This is a genomic window from Chelatococcus daeguensis (assembly GCF_001887265.1).
GTDB classification, from domain to species: Bacteria; Pseudomonadota; Alphaproteobacteria; order Rhizobiales; family Beijerinckiaceae; genus Chelatococcus_A; species Chelatococcus_A sambhunathii.
Genome location: NZ_CP018095.1, coordinates 787,981 through 803,193 on the forward strand (window position 1 = coordinate 787,981; position 15,213 = coordinate 803,193).

The window sequence follows — 15,213 nt, forward strand, 5'->3', positions numbered from 1 at the left end:
AGCTCGTTTCGGCCCCTATGCGCCGATGCTCCCTCTCCCCGCCTGCCGGGAGAGGTGCTATCCGTCGGCGCCGTCAGTCTCACCGCCCCTCGAGCCCGGCGACGAAGGCGTCCTGCTCCTTGCGCACCTTTGCGATCATAAGGCTCTCGTCGGGAGCGCAGTTCTCGTAGGTGAGATACTCGCCCTTGCGCACCGGCCGGGTGACCTTCGCCCCTTGCGCGAGGCCGATGGGGAGCGCCTTCAGCGAGAGCGCATCCGCTCGGGAGAGAGCGATGCCGCGGTAGCAATACTCGCCGATGGCATCGAGCGTCTCGCCCGCGGCGAGGTCGCGCTTGGCGACGGCGCCGACTTCCGCGCTCGGCACCGGCAGCGGCCGCATGAGGCTGCGGCCGTAGATGACCGCGTTCGCCGCCGACAGCGGCACCTCGATGCTGGTGAGATGATAGGGCCGGTAGAAGGTGTAGTAGGGCCCTTCGCCGAGGTGCAGGTCCTCCATCCGCTCGCGGATGCGCGGATGGCGCATCTCGGCGATGACGAAGACCCCCGGCGCGACGCCGCGCGCCACGGAGAAATCGACGACGCCGCGGCGCGACAGGAGGCCCCCGTCCTCCCGCGGGCACAGCACCTTGTGAAGCTCCTCGCGCGGCGCGGCGGGGCCGTGCATGCCCGGCAGGTCCGGTACCAGGCCAGCGGCATTGGCGACGGCGACCATCTCGACCATGGTCTTCGAGCCATCGACGAACTCCACCAGCATGCGCGGGTTCATATTGCGCCGGTGCGCCTCCTCCTCGTAGGCGTCGGGCGTGGCGTCGAACTTCAGCGGGTTGTTCTTGCCCTTGCCGGCGGCGACGACGGGATAGCCGAGGCTGCGCACGAAATTGATCAGCTCCATCGTGCAGCAGGGTTCGTCGCCGGCGGCGAGCGTGTAGACGACGCCCTTCTCGTCGGCCTTGGCCGCCAGATAGCTGCCGACGGTAATGTCCGCCTCGACGTTCATCATCACGATGTGCTTGCCGGCGGCGATGGTGGCGAGCGCGACCATGGCCCCGACATTGGGATTGCCCGTCGCATCGATGACGACGTCGACGCCCTCGGCGGCGCACACCGCTTCATAGGACGGGGCGACGGCGAGGCGGCCTTCGCGGATCGCTGTCGCCACCTCGGCCGGGTTCGCCGCGGTCGTCGGCTGCCGGGCGCTGCCGCCGGCGATGGCGCAGGCCTCGCTGACCCGCTCGGCGATGGCATCGGCCGCAGCGACGATTTCGATGCCGGGCATCTGCGTCGTCTGCACCACGATGTCGGTGCCCATCTGGCCGACACCGATGAGGCCCACACGGACCGGCCGTCCCTCGCGCTCGCGGCGCAGGAGGGCATCGACGAGGGAATCGTCGCTGGCACGCCCCGCAGGCGTTCTGGTGTCCATGAGCTGTTCCCCTCTCAACGGCGCTTCCGTGACGTGCCGCGACCGGCACATTTGTACATTGCAACGAACATAAATTCATGAACGATTGCGCGTCAAGCGGGATGCAATGTACGCCGCGCGCTTGCCTCCCGCCGCACTTGCAGTCACTGTCGCGACCGATTGGATGAATGGGAAAATTGTTGCCGATGCGTGCCGAGAAGCTTGCCCGCCAGGAGGTTCAGCCTTCGTCCGACATGAAGGTGCGGGCGGCTTGGCTCTATTATGTCGAGGGCCTCACGCAGGAACAGATCGCGCAGACTATGAACATCGGCCGCATCAAGGTCGTGCGCCTGCTGGCAGCGGCGCGCGAGGAGGGGCTGGTTCGCATCCGCATCGAGGCCAAGGGCGCCGAGCAGATCGCGCTGGAGCGCCGCCTCGTGCGTGAGCTCGGCCTCGGGGAAGCGATCGTGGTGCCGGCGGCCGCCGACGAGGCCGACACCGCGACGCTCGTCGGCCACGCGGCCGGCAGCTATCTCAACGACCAGGTGCGCGACGGCATGTCCATCGGCATCGGCTGGGGCGCCACCCTGCACATGAGCCTCAAGGCCCTCGGCAACGGTCGCTACGATGATCTTTCCGTCATCTCGCTCATGGGCGGGCTCACCCATTCGCGCACCATCAACCCGTCCGCGGTGGCCCGGCGCGTGGCCGATGCCTTCGGCGCCGAATGCTACCAGCTGACGGCGCCGATCTTCGTCGCCAATGAGGCGGTGCGGGCGCTCCTCTGGGAGGAGCCGGGCCTGAAGGAGTTGCTCGACAGGGCGCGCCGCGTCGACATCGCGCTCGTCAGCGTCGGCAACGTCAGCGAGGAGGCGACGCTCTTCCGCCAGGGCCTGCTGCCGCGTTCGCAGCTCGAGAGCCTGCGCAAGGCCGGCGCCGTCGGCGACGTGCTGTGCCATTTCCTCGATGCCGAGGGCAATGTGGTCGACCATCCCTTCAACCGCCGCATCATGGCGATCGACCTCGACGACATCCGCCGCATCCCCAAGGTCGTCGTCGCCGCCGGCGGCTACAGCAAGGTGCGCGCCATCCGCGCCGCGCTGAAGGCGACCTCGGCGAGCGTCCTCGTCACCGACGAGCCGGCAGCGCTGGGGCTGCTCGAGGGCTGAAGGCGGATAACGCCATCGATTCCGGGCGTCCTTATTCGGGACAGTCGCGACACGTCAGTCCGCCCTTCACGCCTGGCGCACCCTCGTGCCCCGGACGCGCCGCAGCATGAAATGATGCGGCGCAGAGCCGGGGCCTATTCATGCGGGCCTTCGGCAGGTTCATGTGCTGGTTTCCGGGTCGCATTCCGCTTCGCTGCATGCGCCCGGGAAACGAGCTTGCTTTCGGTTGCGGCGGCGTGATGTCCGCCCGACTGCCGACTGCCGACTGCCGACTGCCACATCAAACACATTGACGGCCGTAGAAACAAATGTACACTCATTTGTGCAAGACACGAACAAACGTGCGGCATGGGGGAGGAACGCATGAATTTCTGGCAAAGCGCGCTTCTCGTTCTCGGCGTCCTGTGGGCGCTGCAGAGCCTCGGCACCTACCTGCAGATGCGCCACTACCGCCGCATGCTCGGCGACATCACCACGCGCTGGGCCGACGGCTATGTCGGCGTCGGCGTCGCCAAGGCGAGCTTCGGCCGCGGCGTCCTCGCCATGCTGGTCGTCGGGGCAGACGATCTGGTGCGCGAGGCCCTCGTCATGGAAGGGCGCAGCGTCTTCGCCAAATTCGCGCCCCTGCCGGATCTGACCGGCATGCCGGCCGCCGAGCTGCGTGTGGGCACGCCCTTTGCCGGGGCCGCCAACCGCGCCGCCGCCTTCCGTCAGGCACTGGAGCAGGTCGATCGCCTGCGCACGGGACGCGCCGAGGCGCCTGAACCGGGCTGCGTGGCCGTGCCGACGCCCGTCATCGCCTGACGCGGGGCGCCGGGAAGCCCTCGGCGGCGGTCGCCGCGAGGGATCGATCAAGCAAGGCAAAATGTCTGGGGAGGGTGAACCATGTTGGAATGGCTGGCCGGAGGCGCCGAGGCCTTCATCGGCGTGTTCAACGAGGGCGGAAAGGTCTTCATCGCCTTCGTCACGGGTATCCTGCCGACGCTGATCGTGCTCCTGACGGCGGTCTACGCCATCATCGAGCTCGTCGGCGAGCAGCGCGTGCACAAGGTGGCGCGCTATGCGGCGGGCAATGTCTTCACGCGCTACACCATCCTGCCGCTGCTGGCGGTCTTCTTCCTCACCAACCCGATGGCCTACACCTTCGGCGTTTTCCTGGAGGAGAAGCACAAGCCGGCCTTCTACGATTCGGCCGTGTCCTTCGTGCACCCGATCACCGGCCTCTTCCCCCATGCCAATCCGGGCGAGCTCTTCGTCTGGCTCGGGGTTGCGGCCGGTATCACCAAGCTCGTGGAGAACGGCACCGCGCCCTTCTCGCTCGCCAAGCTCGCGCTCTTCTACTTCGTCGTCGGCCTCGTGGTGATCCTGCTCAAGGGCATCGTCACCGAGTGGATCACGAAGATCATCGCGCGCCGCGAAGGCGTGACGCTCTGAGCCGCTGTGCTCGTGACGCGAAAGAAGGAGCACGGACATGTCGGACAGGCAGTTCAAGGCCGTCAGGATCGAGCGCGGCGCGCGCGGATGGGGCGGGCCCCTCGTCATTCAGCCCACGGCGGAGCGTGACAAGGTCGTCGCCGTCACCGGCGGCGGCATCCCGGAGGTCGCCCGGCGCATCGCCGAATTGACCGGCGCGACGGCGATCGACGGTTTCACCGCGCCGCCCCTCGAAAGCGAGATCGCCGTCGTCGTGGTCGATTGCGGCGGCACCGCCCGCTGCGGCGTCTACCCGCGCAAGCGCATCCCGACGGTGAACCTCACGCCCGTCGGCCAGTCGGGGCCGCTCGCCCAGTTCATCACCGAGGACATCTATGTCTCCGGCGTGACGGTGGATTCGATCCACCTCGCCGACGGCAGCGAGGCGGCCGCGCCGGCCGCCGCAGGGGCGCCGCCGGCGGGCGCCAACCCCTTCGCCGCGCCGGCCGGGGCGGCCATGCCGGCGGCGGAATCGGGCGGCCTCGTCGGCTTCATCACCGGCATCGGCCGCTCCATGGGCCATGTCGTCGGCGTCCTGTTCAACAGCGGCCGGCGCTCGATCGACCAGGTCATCCGCAACGTCCTGCCGTTCATGGCCTTCGTGACGATGCTCATCGGCGTCATCAACGCCACGGGCATCGGCAATTGGCTGGCGCACCTGCTCGAGCCGCTGGCGGGCAACATCTTCGGCCTCCTGGTGCTCTCGGCCATCTGCGGCCTGCCGTTCCTGTCGCCGGTGCTCGGGCCGGGCGCGGTCATCGCCCAGGTCATCGGCGCGGCCATCATCGGCCCGGCCATCGGCAACGGCACCATTCCGCCCGCCATGGCCCTGCCGGCGCTGTTTGCCTACAACACCCAGGTCGGCTGCGACTTCGTGCCCGTGGGCCTCGCGCTCGGCGAGGCAAAACCCGAAACCATCAAGATCGGCGTGCCGGCGGTTCTCCTGAGCCGCCAGATCATGGGGCCCGTTTCCGTGGTCATTGCCTGGCTCGCCAGCTTTGCGCTCTGAAGAAAAAGGAGATCCGCCATGATGCAGCTCTATCGCACGGTGATCACGACGATCGGGCCCGATGTGGCGGATCTCGCCGAAGGGGGCGTCGTCATCCTCTTCGCCGAGGGGGCGCCGCCGGAGCTCGCGGAAGTCGCCGTGCTGCACCGGGCGGAGGGGGAGGCCGGCGCCGCCCCCGCTCCGGGCGACGTGCTGCGCATCGGCGGGCGGGACTTTGCCATCACCGCCATCGGCGAGACGGCGTGGAGGAAGGTGGCCGACATGGGCCATGTCGTCTTCAACTTTTCGGGCGTCGCGAGCCCCGACCGTCCGGGCGAGATCTGTCTCGAGGAGACGCAAGGGGCGGCCGTGCTGCCGCTGCTCGTTCCCGGGGCTGCCATCGAAATCCTGGCGAGGACGTGAACGATGGCGGGGCAGGCAACCGTGGAGCAGGTGATGGACGTCGAGCGGACGGCGGTCGTGCGGCTGGAGGAAGGGCTGCACGCGCGTCCCGCCGCGCGCGTGGTGCAGTTCGCCAAGGGCTTTTCGTCCGACATCGAGATCGTCAAGGGTGGGCGCTCGGCCAATGCCAAGAGCACGGTCAAGCTCATGCTGCTGGCCGTCAAGGAGGGCGACGAGATCGTCATTCGCGCCCGCGGCGAGGATGCCGAGGCCGCTGTTGAAGGCCTCGCCGCCATCGTCGCCGGCGAGGCGGACGATCCGGCCCGGGAGGCCGCGCAGACGGTCCCGCCAGAACATGTGCCTGCCCCGACGGTGGCGCAGGAACCTGCGGCGCCGGGAGAACTCGTCGGTGTCGCCGCGAGCGAGGGCGTGGCCGTCGGCCGGGCCTTCGTCTATCTGCCGCGCGAGCCGCAGCCGGAGCGCGGCCGCATCGCGGCGCAGGAGGTGGAGGCCGAGACGCTGCGCTTCCGCCGCGCGGTGGAGGCCGTCTGCGCCATGCTCGAGCGCAAGGCCGGCAACGGCGATGCTGCCGCCGCGACCGCTGCCGACATCATGGCGGCGCTCAAGGACGTCGCGCAGGATCCCGAGTTCCTCACGGCCGTCGAGGTGCGCATCGGCGCGCAGGAGGATCCGGTCGCGGCGGTGCTCGCCGTCGGCGCGGACCTTGCCGAGCGCTTCACCCACATCGACGACGCCTATTTCCGCGCCCGCGCCGAGGACGTTCGCGGCGTCGCCCGCCAGGTCGCGAACGTGCTGCTCGGCCGCGACGAGATCGACCTTGCGGCGCTCGCCGAGCCGGCGATCCTCGTCGCGGGGCACCTGAGCGCGCTCGATCTCGCGCGCCTGCCGCTGCGTCTCCTCCGGGGGCTGGTCACGACGGAGGGTGGGCCGACTTCGCATATCGCCATTCTCGCCCGCTCCTTCGGCTTTCCTGCCGTGGTCGGCGTCAAGGCCGAGGAGGCGGCGCTGCGCTCGGCGAAGACGGTTGCCATAGACGGCGGCCGAGGCGTTGCCGTCGTCAATCCCGATACGGCCGTCGCCGCAGCCTATGCTGCGCGGCTCGAAAAGGCGGAAGCCGAGCGGCGCGCGCTCGCCGCCTTCACCCATGTCGCGCCGAAGACGCGCGATGGCCGCGCCATCGAGGTGGCGGCCAATCTCGGCTCGGAGGCGGAGATCGACGGCGCCCTCGGCTTCGGCGCCATGGGCGTCGGCCTCTTCCGCACCGAGTTCCTGTTCATGCACGGCAAGACCCTGCCGAGCGAGGACGAGCAGTTCCGCATCTATGCGCGCGTCGTGAAGGCCTTCCACCCGCATGCGGTCATCTTCCGCACGCTTGACATCGGCGGCGACAAGGCTCTGCCCGGCATCGCGCCCGAGCGGGAGGAAAACCCCTTCCTCGGCTGGCGCGGCATCCGCATGTGCCTCGACCGGCCGCATCTGTTGAAGCCGCAGCTGCGTGCCATCCTGCGCACCGCGGCCGTGGGGACGGCGCGCGTGATGTTCCCGATGGTGACGGATATCGCCGAGGTGACGGCGGCGCGGGCGCTCATCGATGCCTGCCGGCAGGAGCTCATGGACGAAGGCCGCGAGGCCGGCCCGCTCGAAGTCGGCATCATGGTCGAGACGCCGGCCGCCGCCCTCTGCGCCGCGACGCTCGCCCGCGAGGTCGACTTCTTCTCGATCGGCACCAATGACCTCACGCAATATACGATGGCGGCGGACCGCACCAACGCCCGACTCGCCCATCTCAACCGGGCCGACCATCCCGCCGTGCTCGCCATGATCGAGATGACCTGCCGGGCCGCGCGCGAGGCCGGCATCAAGGTCGGCGTCTGCGGCGAGGCCGCCGGCGAGCCGGACATGATCCCGCGGCTCCTCGGCTGGGGCGTGAGCGAGCTCTCCATGAGCCCCTCGCTCATCCCGCGCGCCAAGAAGATCGTCAGCGAAACGTGATCGGATCGGGCGCTGAGGCGCCCGGCTTCAAAGGGCTCTTCCCCTGACTGGAATGCCCGCCGGAAAGCTTCCGGCGGGTTCTTTTTTGTCGTTCCCCCTCCCCCTTGCCGGGAGGGGCGGGGGGAACAAGTCGTGCGCGTTCGAGCAGTGTGTATTCGAGCCGGTGCAGTTGGCTCGGCTTGATCCTTCCCCTTGAGGGGAGGGTGGATCGCGCAGAAGGCGCGAGACGGGCGGGGTCAAGGCCAGGAACGGCGCTGGTCATGTTCGCCGCGTGGCCCCCTCCGTCGCCACTGCGTGGCGCCACCTCCCCCGCGGGGGAGGATCAACGCGCACACCAGCTCAAAGCCATCATGCTTTGATCGCGACCCCTTTCCCTTCACCCCCGCAGCGCCGCCTCGATCTTGTCGAGCACCTCGGCCTTGCCGATGCCGGTGAGGAAGGCGAGCGTGGTGATGACCGGCTTGTCGAGGTCTGGCGGCACCGGTGTCGTCGAGACGACGAGATCGACGTCGTCGATCAGGCCCGGCACCTCGGTTGCCTTGCACTGGCGGATGTCGACCGCGATGCCGCGCTCGCGCATCTCCTCCTCGATGGCATTGGCAACGACGGTCGACGTCGCGACGGCCGTGCCGCAGGCGACGAGGACGACTTTGGTCCTTGGCATTCTTCTTCCTCCCGTTCCTGTAAGGCGATGCTCGTCGCCGGGGGCGGCAAAGGCAAGGCGGACCTTTCCGCGCCCCCGCGTCAGGCTCCCAGCACTGCATAGATTTCGTCCGGCGACGTCGCGGCGGCGAGCGCCGCGAGCGCTCCTGGCCGCTGGATGAGCTCCGCGACCTCGCGCAGCATGTCGATCTGCGCGTCCTTGTTGTCGAGCGCCAGCATCATCACGACGCCGACGGGGATCTCCTCGTCCGGATCGTCCATGCTGCCGAAGCCAACGGGCCGCGCGAGGGTTGCAAGCGCAAGCGACGGCTTCACCACGTGCTCCGGGTCCGTATGTGGCACGGCGACGTTGAGGGCGCCGCCGAGCGGCAGGCCGGTCGGCATGCTTGCCTCGCGTGCGAGGACGGCGCCGACGAAGCTCGGCCGCACGCGGCCGAGGGCGGCAAGGCGCCCGGCGAGCAGGTCGATGACGTCACGGTTCGATGTAGCCTCGACCCCGAGGCAGATTGCCTCGGGGTCGAGATACCGGGAAATGCTGTCGTGCATGGGGCCTCGTCACTCCGCGGGCGTGGCGGCGGGGGCTTTCGCTGGTGCCGGCGCGGGGTCGTCGCTGCCAGCGAGCCGCTCCCAGGCGGCCGGCCGGCGGTGGAAGGCGATGAAGCAAAGTGCGATCACCGCAAGGAGGGCGAGGAGGCCGACGATGCCCAGCCCCGCCACTGCTTCGACCACCACATAGGACACCCACAGGAAGCCGTCGACGATGCTGGTGATCTGCGTCGTGCCCTCCGGCAGCGCGAAACCGGCGGCGACCGCGGCACTGGTGAAGAGCGGCGCGAGCCCCGTCGCCACGTAGAAGCCGACCGCGAGCGTGATGGTGCCGATGATCACCATGCGCAGCACGTTGCCGCCGACGACCGGCGCGGCCATGGCGACGAGGAAGGGAATGACCGCGAGATCGGCGAAGAGGATGACGCGGTTGCCGGGCAGGATGATCGACAGGACGATGGCGATCGGCACCAGGATGAGAGCGCTCGAGATGGCTGCCGGGTGGCCGATGAGGATGGCCGAATCGAGCCCGACGAGGATCTCCCGGTCGCCGGCGCGCTTCTGGACGAAAGTCCGCGCCGCCTCGGAGACGGGGATGAGCCCCTCCATCAGGATCTTCACCATGCGCGGCAGCAGGAACATGACCGCGGCGAGGTTCATGCCGGTCTGGAGCACCTTGCTGACCACCGTCGAGGCGTCGCCGGCGTCGTAATAGCCGATGGCGCCGAGCACGAGGCCGATGGCGAGGCCGAGGATGACGGGCTCGCCGAAGACGCCGAGCTTCTTCTGGATGACGTCGGTGTCGAGGTTGATCGCGTTGAGGCCGGGGATGCGGTCGATCACCCAGTTGACGGCGATGGCGATGGGCAGGATCTGCGCCGAGGCGAGATGCGGCACCGATACGCCGGGGATGCCGTAGAAGCGCTGCACGGCCTTGGCCGTCCAGTCGGCGAAGAGGAGGGCAAGCGCCGCCATCAGCGCCGCCGCGACGAGGCCGTAGAAGAGGCTGCCGGTGGCCGCGACGACGAGCGAGCCGATGAAGGCGAAGTGCCAGAAGTTCCACACGTCAACATTGAGCGTGCGCGTCATCCGCGTCATCAGCAGCAGCACGTTGACGGCGATGCCGATGGGGATCACCCACAGCCCGACCGAGGAGCCGAAGGCAATCGCCGCCGCGGACGGCCAGCCGACGTCCACCACGTCGCGCGTGATCCCGGTGTTCTTCACGATCGCCTGCGCCACGTCGCTGAGGCTCGTGAACATCAGGCCGATGACGAGGTTGATGCCGATGAAGGCGACGCCGATGGTCACGCCCGCGCGGAAGGCGCGGCCGGGCTTTGCGCCCAGCACGACGGCGATGATGAAGATGACGATGGGGAGCAGAACGGTCGCTCCCAGGGAATCGACGACGGTCTTGAGACCGCTCAGCAGCCCATCCATGACCTTTCCTCCGGCGGCGCCGTCGTTCCGCCGTCGCGGCGGGCGCCGTTGTTATGGCGTTGTCCTCGCGCGGGCGCCTGGGCGGCCCGCGTCCTTGGTCCCATCCGGCAGCGGGCGGAGGCCTCGGCAGCCCCTCTCGTGTATCCGGAGCCGGCTTCCCTGCAGCGCTTCGTCGGCCTCCGGTGATATTGAGCTGTCGGCGAAGATCTGAACAATCGTGCGCCGCGCGCACACAAGTTCATGATGTCAGCCTTTTTGCCTATCGTCAATTCGTGCGATCTGTGCACGATCGTGCAGAAAAGGGAGGAGCGATGAGCGAGGCGGGGCGGGGCGATCAGGACCTCATGGTGCGCGCGGCGTGGCTTTATTACGTCCATGGCAAGGGCCAGGAGGAGGTGGCGCGCGACCTCAAGATCTCGCGCTTCAAGGTCACGCGCATGCTCGCCCAGGCGCGCGAGGCCGGTATCGTCAAGATCTCCATCCAGCACGAAACAAGCGAAACCTTGGCGCTGGCCGACTGGCTCGCCGCCCGCTACCGCCTTGCCGAATGCATCCTGACGCCACCCTTCGACGAGCAGACGGGAAGCCTCGACGACGAGACGGCGGACCGGCTGGCGCGGCGCGGCGTCGGCCTGGCCGGGGCCAACTATCTGACGCGCCGGCTGCTCGGCACCCCGCGCCTCACCATCGGCGTCGGCTGCGGCCGTACCATGACGGCGGTGGTCGACGCCTTCACGGCATTTCCCAAGCAGAACGTGCGCTTCGTCTCCGTCATCGGCTCGCTGACCCGCGACGTCTCGCTCAACAATTTCGAGGTCGTGCGCCTTGCTGAGGCCTGCAGCGGCGAGGGCTATTTCCTGCCCGCGCCGCTCATCGTCGACGAGGCGGGCGATCTCGGAGCGGTGCTGCGCCAGCGCCCGGTGCAGGCGTCGCTCGCTTTGGCCCGCGAGGCCGATTTCCACCTCATGAGTTTCGGCGACTGTTCGCCCGATGCCTTCCTCTTCCGCCACGGGCTGCTCTCGCCGGCCGACCTTGCCGAGCTGCGCGCCGCCGGGGCCGTCTGCGAGCTCGCCGGCAAGTTCTTCGACCGCGAGGGCCGGCTGGTGGCGTGCGGCGTGAACGCCCGCACCATCGGCATCGCGCCGGAGGATCTGCGGCGTACCGAGGTCGTGATGCTCGCGGCGGGACGCTCCAAGGCCGATGCGTTGCAGGCCGTGCTGAAGACGGGCGTCGTCAACCGCCTCATCATCGACGGCGAGCTCGCCGGCCGGCTCGTCGCCGCGATGCCGCTGCGGGAGAGGCGTTAGGCCGTAAACCCATAAACGGCTCTGGGTTCCCTGACGGTGGCAATTGTGATTCAAGCTCCTTTTCGGGAGCTTTGCGATGGGCCGCTACGATCTGACGGATTTCGAATGGGAGGCGATCCGGCCTCACCTTCCCAACAAGTCGCGGGGCGTGCCTCGCGTGGATGACCGGCGGGTGCTCAATGGCATCTTCTGGTGCCTGCGCTCGGGCGCGCCGTGGGCGGACATGCCGGCGCGCTACGGGCCGCCGACCACGATCTACAACCGCTTCAACCGATGGCGGAAGGCGGGCGTCTGGGATCGGCTCATGGACGCGATCACAAGGGCTTACGATGGTGACGTGCAGATGATCGACACCTCTGTCGTCCGCGTCCACCAGCACGGGGCGACGGCAAAAAGGGGGGTGTCGATCGATGTCTGGGTCGCTCCCGAGGCGGGCTCACGACCAAGCTCCACGCGCTCGTCGACAGCCGAGGCAGGCCGATCCTCCTCAAGCTCACGGCAGGCCAAGCCAGCGACCTCGCGAGTGCCAAAGACCTGATCGGGCATCTCGCGCCGGGCTCAATGCTGCTGGCCGACAAGGGATACGACGCCAACGACCTGCGCGCTGCCGTCGCCGAGCGGAACGCATGGGCGAACATCCCGCCCAAGCGCAACCGCAAGGACCCGATCTGCTTCTCCAGGCACCTCTACAAGGCGCGCAACCTCGTCGAGCGCTTCTTCAACAAGATCAAACACTTCCGCCGTATCGCCACCCGCTTCGACAAGACGGCGGAAAACTTCCTCGCCGCCGTGAAGCTCGCGTCCATCCGCATCTGGCTACGCGGTTATGAGTCTACGGCCTAGGAAACGACGGCGCCATCAGTTCCCCATCCACGCCGGGCGCTTGTGTTTGGAAACGCGAAAACGGGGCGCCCGCTCGCGATCCACGCGGGCGCCAGTATATTGCAGTAATTCTTGTAATATATTTGGATTTGGTTTTACGGCAATGTATAATGGCGGTTTCTTTTGAAAAGTCGATTGTTTCTATATTTATTGCAGTAAGAGGTGGGATATGTCGCTCCCGGTCAGTTATCGGAATGGGCATCTAGAGAGATACGTTCAGCCGCTTCCGAAGAATCCGGCGAGTATTCTGTTCGATCGCAATGCGCCGCCTTCGGCTTCCGCCGCGCGGGATGCTGCGCGCACCCTTGGCAGTTCCGATGCAAGGCTCAAGCCGAGATCGCAGGTCTCGGTGGAGAACGGCTACGAACATCCGAAAACCTGGGGGGCTGGTGAGCTTATCGAGGATTACTTCGCCAAGGTGTGGAAATACAGTCCCGTCATGATGTTCCTGAATATTCTCGAGGGCAAGGGGCTGCTTGATCCTCGCAGCAAGATCGGGAAGGTGAACCAGCTTTTCGACAGGGATTTCGATGATGTGAAGCGTCGGACGATCGAGGCCATGATGACGCTGTACCGGGATTCGCTGCAGCAGCTGCCGGATGGCGATCCCGTCAAGAACGCTTTCGCCGGAAAGGCGGATATCGGAGAGAGGCGTCTTCAACTCGCGGCCACCTACCGCAAGGTGGTTGGCGGGCCCTGGGACGGGCAGGTTTCGGGGCTCGAGTTCTATGTAAAGCCCAGACACAATCCGGCCCCCGGGCTGAAGGTCGGCGGCGAGATCGATGCGATCGAAGAGGCGGAGCGACAGCATGCCTACAAGCGATATACGTTCAGCTTCTCGACCGGGGCGCTGCGCCGGTTGAGCCGGGACGGCATGAACGGCCCGGATGCCGCGGACAGCATCATGGTCGGCCATCCGGCTCGGGAAAGCCTGAAATTCCTGTCGATCAGCGGTGACCTTGCCCAGCCCGGGAAGATCCCGGAAAAGGTCTTCGAACTGAAAGACATCGATTCGGCGCTGGCGAATATTCTGAATGCTTATGTGGAGAGGTTCCGCGAGCCGCTTCGCGAGGCGAGCCCGGCGGAGATCATCGTTGGCGTTCTCGGCGGTATGGTCAACAATCTCGCTCCCTTCATCGGCGCGGTGGAAGCGCTCACGGAGGGCGACCTCAAGGGCTTCGCCACCGAGCTGGGCATCGACCTCGCCATGATGGCGACGCCCGGAGGGCGGCAACTCGCCTCCCTCCTGAAGCGTGGCTGGAAGCTGGACGATGTGGCGCGCACCCTTGCAAGAGGGGCGAAGGAGCATCTGCCGCCTCTCGTCGCAGACGTGATTGCGCCGATGTCCGCCCAGGATGTCGCCTACCGCAGCGGCGGCACGGGTTTCGGGCGCATTGCACAGTTCGGCTACAATCGCTCGCAGGATCTGAAGGCCTATTTGAACGGGCCCGCCGAACTGCAGGCAACGCGGGCGGCGAATTATGCAGACCGGGTCGAGCATCTCGTGCGTTATCTGAACGATCGTCCCTCCAGCCCGCCCCTATCCCGCGACGGCAATGGGAACCTGGTGCCTGTCCAGCTCTTCGGCCATGCCTACAATCGGGCAGCCGCGGTGGATGCTGACGAAGGGGTGGCGCCGCAGCCGATGCCGGATCGCCGGGAGAGTCCGCACGCGCCTGGCCCCGAGCGCGCTCGCTGGTCATCGCCGGGGCGGGTTTCGTCCTGGCAGCCGCACCAGCGCTCCGGCCGCTGGGAGAGGCTTCCATCCGCCGCTGGGAAGGCGCATTGAGCCATTCATGCAGCTGCGGCGCGGACGGATCCGCTGGCCGGGCGCTCAAAGCGCCTTCAGCTTTCCGCAGCGGAGCGCGCAGCAGGTGACGGCGCCGGTGCACTGCCCCTTACTGTCCGGCGCCAGACCATGCGGGCCTCGAGCGCCACGGCTGCGGGTCGCCGTGTTGCCTCCTCCGGCGTCAGCCTTAGCCATGCGAAGGCTTCGCGAGCGATGTCGGACACCGGCTGGGCGAAGGTCGTCAGGCTGTAGGAGGACCAGCCCGCCTGCTCGATGTCGTCGAAGCCGGTGACGCACAGGTCCTCCGGCACGGCGAGTCCGAATTCGTGCCGCGCCGTGTCGAGGAAACCGCAGGCGATGAGGTCTGTCGCGCAGAAAACGGCGTCGGGCCTTTCAGGAGCAGTGAGGAGGCGTCGCGCCAGTTCGCGCCCGCTATCGTAGATGCTCGGGCCGAAACGCTCCACGGTGACCGTCAGGCCGATGGTGCCGGCCGCCGCGAGGAAGCCGCGCTCGCGCGCCATCAGGCTCGGGGTGCCCGCCTCGGAATTGGCGAAGGCGAGGCGCCGGCAGCCGGCGCGCAGGAAGGCGATGAGCGCGCGCCGCGCCGCCTCGTCATCCTGGAGGTTGATGCGCAGTGGCCCTTCCTGATCGTCATCGCGGTTGATCAGCACGATGCGCTGGCCGTTCTCGAGGCACAGGCGCGTGATCGACTTGTCGGGCAGGCCCGACAAGATGATCGAGGCATCGGCGCGATAGTGCAGGGCCTGCCTCAGGGCGGCGCCGACGCTCGCATCCGAGCGGTCGGTGTTGATGACCATGGCCACCTTGCCGGCATCCTGCGCCCCCTGGGTCATGGCCTTCACAAGGCTTGCCCGGTAGGGCGTGCCCAGTTCCGAGCCGACAAGGCAGACGATGCCGCTCTCCTTGAGCGATAGCCCTCGGGCGAGATGGTTGACGTGGTAACCGAGCTCATTGGCCGCGTCCAGGACGCGGCGGCGCGTGTCCTCGGAGACGCTCGCCCCGGGTGTGAAAGCGCGCGACACGGCGGAGCGCGACACGCCGGCACGTTCGGCCACCTCACGGGCACTGACGAACTTTCGGGGCGATGGCATGGCAGTCCTGCGGCCGTCGTCAGGGAA

Annotated in this window: 12 protein-coding genes and 2 pseudogenes; 9 read left to right on the forward strand and 5 right to left on the reverse strand. The window is 67.8% G+C overall.

Annotation, left to right across the window (positions count from 1 at the left end; genetic code table 11):
* Positions 1–79: 79 nt before the first annotated feature.
* Complete coding sequence (locus tag BOQ54_RS03655) at positions 80–1,423, reverse strand: NAD(P)H-dependent oxidoreductase (RefSeq protein ID WP_071923291.1); 1,344 nt, start codon at positions 1,421–1,423, stop codon at positions 80–82.
* 185 nt (positions 1,424–1,608) lie between these two features.
* On the opposite strand from BOQ54_RS03655, the gene BOQ54_RS03660 reads away from it, so the two are divergent.
* The 6 genes and pseudogenes from BOQ54_RS03660 to ptsP all read left to right on the forward strand — a co-directional run bounded on the left by BOQ54_RS03660 (position 1,609) and on the right by ptsP (position 7,447).
* Positions 1,609–2,571 carry a sugar-binding transcriptional regulator gene (locus tag BOQ54_RS03660; RefSeq protein WP_071923292.1) on the forward strand — a complete coding sequence of 321 codons (963 nt, stop codon included), beginning with the start codon at positions 1,609–1,611 and terminating at the stop codon, positions 2,569–2,571.
* Between the two features lie 363 nt (positions 2,572–2,934).
* Entirely contained in the window at positions 2,935–3,375 is a 441-nt protein-coding gene (locus tag BOQ54_RS03665; RefSeq protein WP_071923293.1) for a transcriptional regulator GutM, read from the forward strand.
* 111 nt (positions 3,376–3,486) lie between these two features.
* A pseudogene (srlA, locus tag BOQ54_RS03670) lies at positions 3,487–4,005 on the forward strand (PTS glucitol/sorbitol transporter subunit IIC); the annotation flags it as partial.
* Between the two features lie 37 nt (positions 4,006–4,042).
* Positions 4,043–5,053 (forward strand): PTS glucitol/sorbitol transporter subunit IIB, encoded by a 1,011-nt coding sequence (srlE, locus tag BOQ54_RS03675; RefSeq protein ID WP_063187399.1) that lies wholly within the window; start codon positions 4,043–4,045, stop codon positions 5,051–5,053.
* Between the two features lie 18 nt (positions 5,054–5,071).
* The gene (locus tag BOQ54_RS03680; protein WP_071923294.1) at positions 5,072–5,455 is read left to right on the forward strand and encodes a PTS glucitol/sorbitol transporter subunit IIA; all 384 of its coding nucleotides are present in this window, start codon (positions 5,072–5,074) and stop codon (positions 5,453–5,455) included.
* 3 nt (positions 5,456–5,458) lie between these two features.
* On the forward strand, positions 5,459–7,447 hold the full coding sequence (ptsP, locus tag BOQ54_RS03685) for a phosphoenolpyruvate--protein phosphotransferase (RefSeq protein ID WP_245316284.1): 1,989 nt from the start codon (positions 5,459–5,461) through the stop codon (positions 7,445–7,447).
* A 376-nt stretch (positions 7,448–7,823) separates the two neighbouring features.
* On the opposite strand, the gene BOQ54_RS03690 is transcribed toward ptsP, so the two are convergent.
* The 3 genes from BOQ54_RS03690 to BOQ54_RS03700 all read right to left on the reverse strand — a co-directional run bounded on the left by BOQ54_RS03690 (position 7,824) and on the right by BOQ54_RS03700 (position 10,096).
* The gene (locus tag BOQ54_RS03690; RefSeq protein WP_019401410.1) at positions 7,824–8,111 is read right to left on the reverse strand and encodes a PTS sugar transporter subunit IIB; all 288 of its coding nucleotides are present in this window, start codon (positions 8,109–8,111) and stop codon (positions 7,824–7,826) included.
* Positions 8,112–8,191: 80 nt separating this feature from the next.
* Positions 8,192–8,656 carry a PTS sugar transporter subunit IIA gene (locus BOQ54_RS03695; RefSeq protein WP_055460332.1) on the reverse strand — a complete coding sequence of 155 codons (465 nt, stop codon included), beginning with the start codon at positions 8,654–8,656 and terminating at the stop codon, positions 8,192–8,194.
* Between the two features lie 9 nt (positions 8,657–8,665).
* Entirely contained in the window at positions 8,666–10,096 is a 1,431-nt protein-coding gene (locus BOQ54_RS03700; protein ID WP_055460333.1) for a PTS galactitol transporter subunit IIC, read from the reverse strand.
* A 311-nt stretch (positions 10,097–10,407) separates the two neighbouring features.
* Here BOQ54_RS03700 and BOQ54_RS03705 point away from each other — a divergent pair, with 311 nt between their 5' ends.
* From BOQ54_RS03705 to BOQ54_RS03720, 3 genes and pseudogenes are all read left to right on the forward strand, one after another.
* Positions 10,408–11,403, forward strand: a complete 996-nt coding sequence (locus BOQ54_RS03705) for a sugar-binding transcriptional regulator (protein ID WP_071923295.1) — start codon at positions 10,408–10,410, stop codon at positions 11,401–11,403.
* A gap of 76 nt (positions 11,404–11,479) precedes the next feature.
* A pseudogene (locus BOQ54_RS19415) lies at positions 11,480–12,246 on the forward strand (IS5 family transposase).
* Between the two features lie 208 nt (positions 12,247–12,454).
* Positions 12,455–14,074, forward strand: coding sequence for a hypothetical protein (locus tag BOQ54_RS03720; protein WP_145979721.1), 1,620 nt, complete (start codon positions 12,455–12,457; stop codon positions 14,072–14,074).
* Between the two features lie 56 nt (positions 14,075–14,130).
* Here BOQ54_RS03720 and BOQ54_RS03725 read toward each other — a convergent pair whose 3' ends face one another.
* Entirely contained in the window at positions 14,131–15,186 is a 1,056-nt protein-coding gene (locus BOQ54_RS03725; RefSeq protein ID WP_071923297.1) for a LacI family DNA-binding transcriptional regulator, read from the reverse strand.
* Positions 15,187–15,213: the final 27 nt, after the last annotated feature.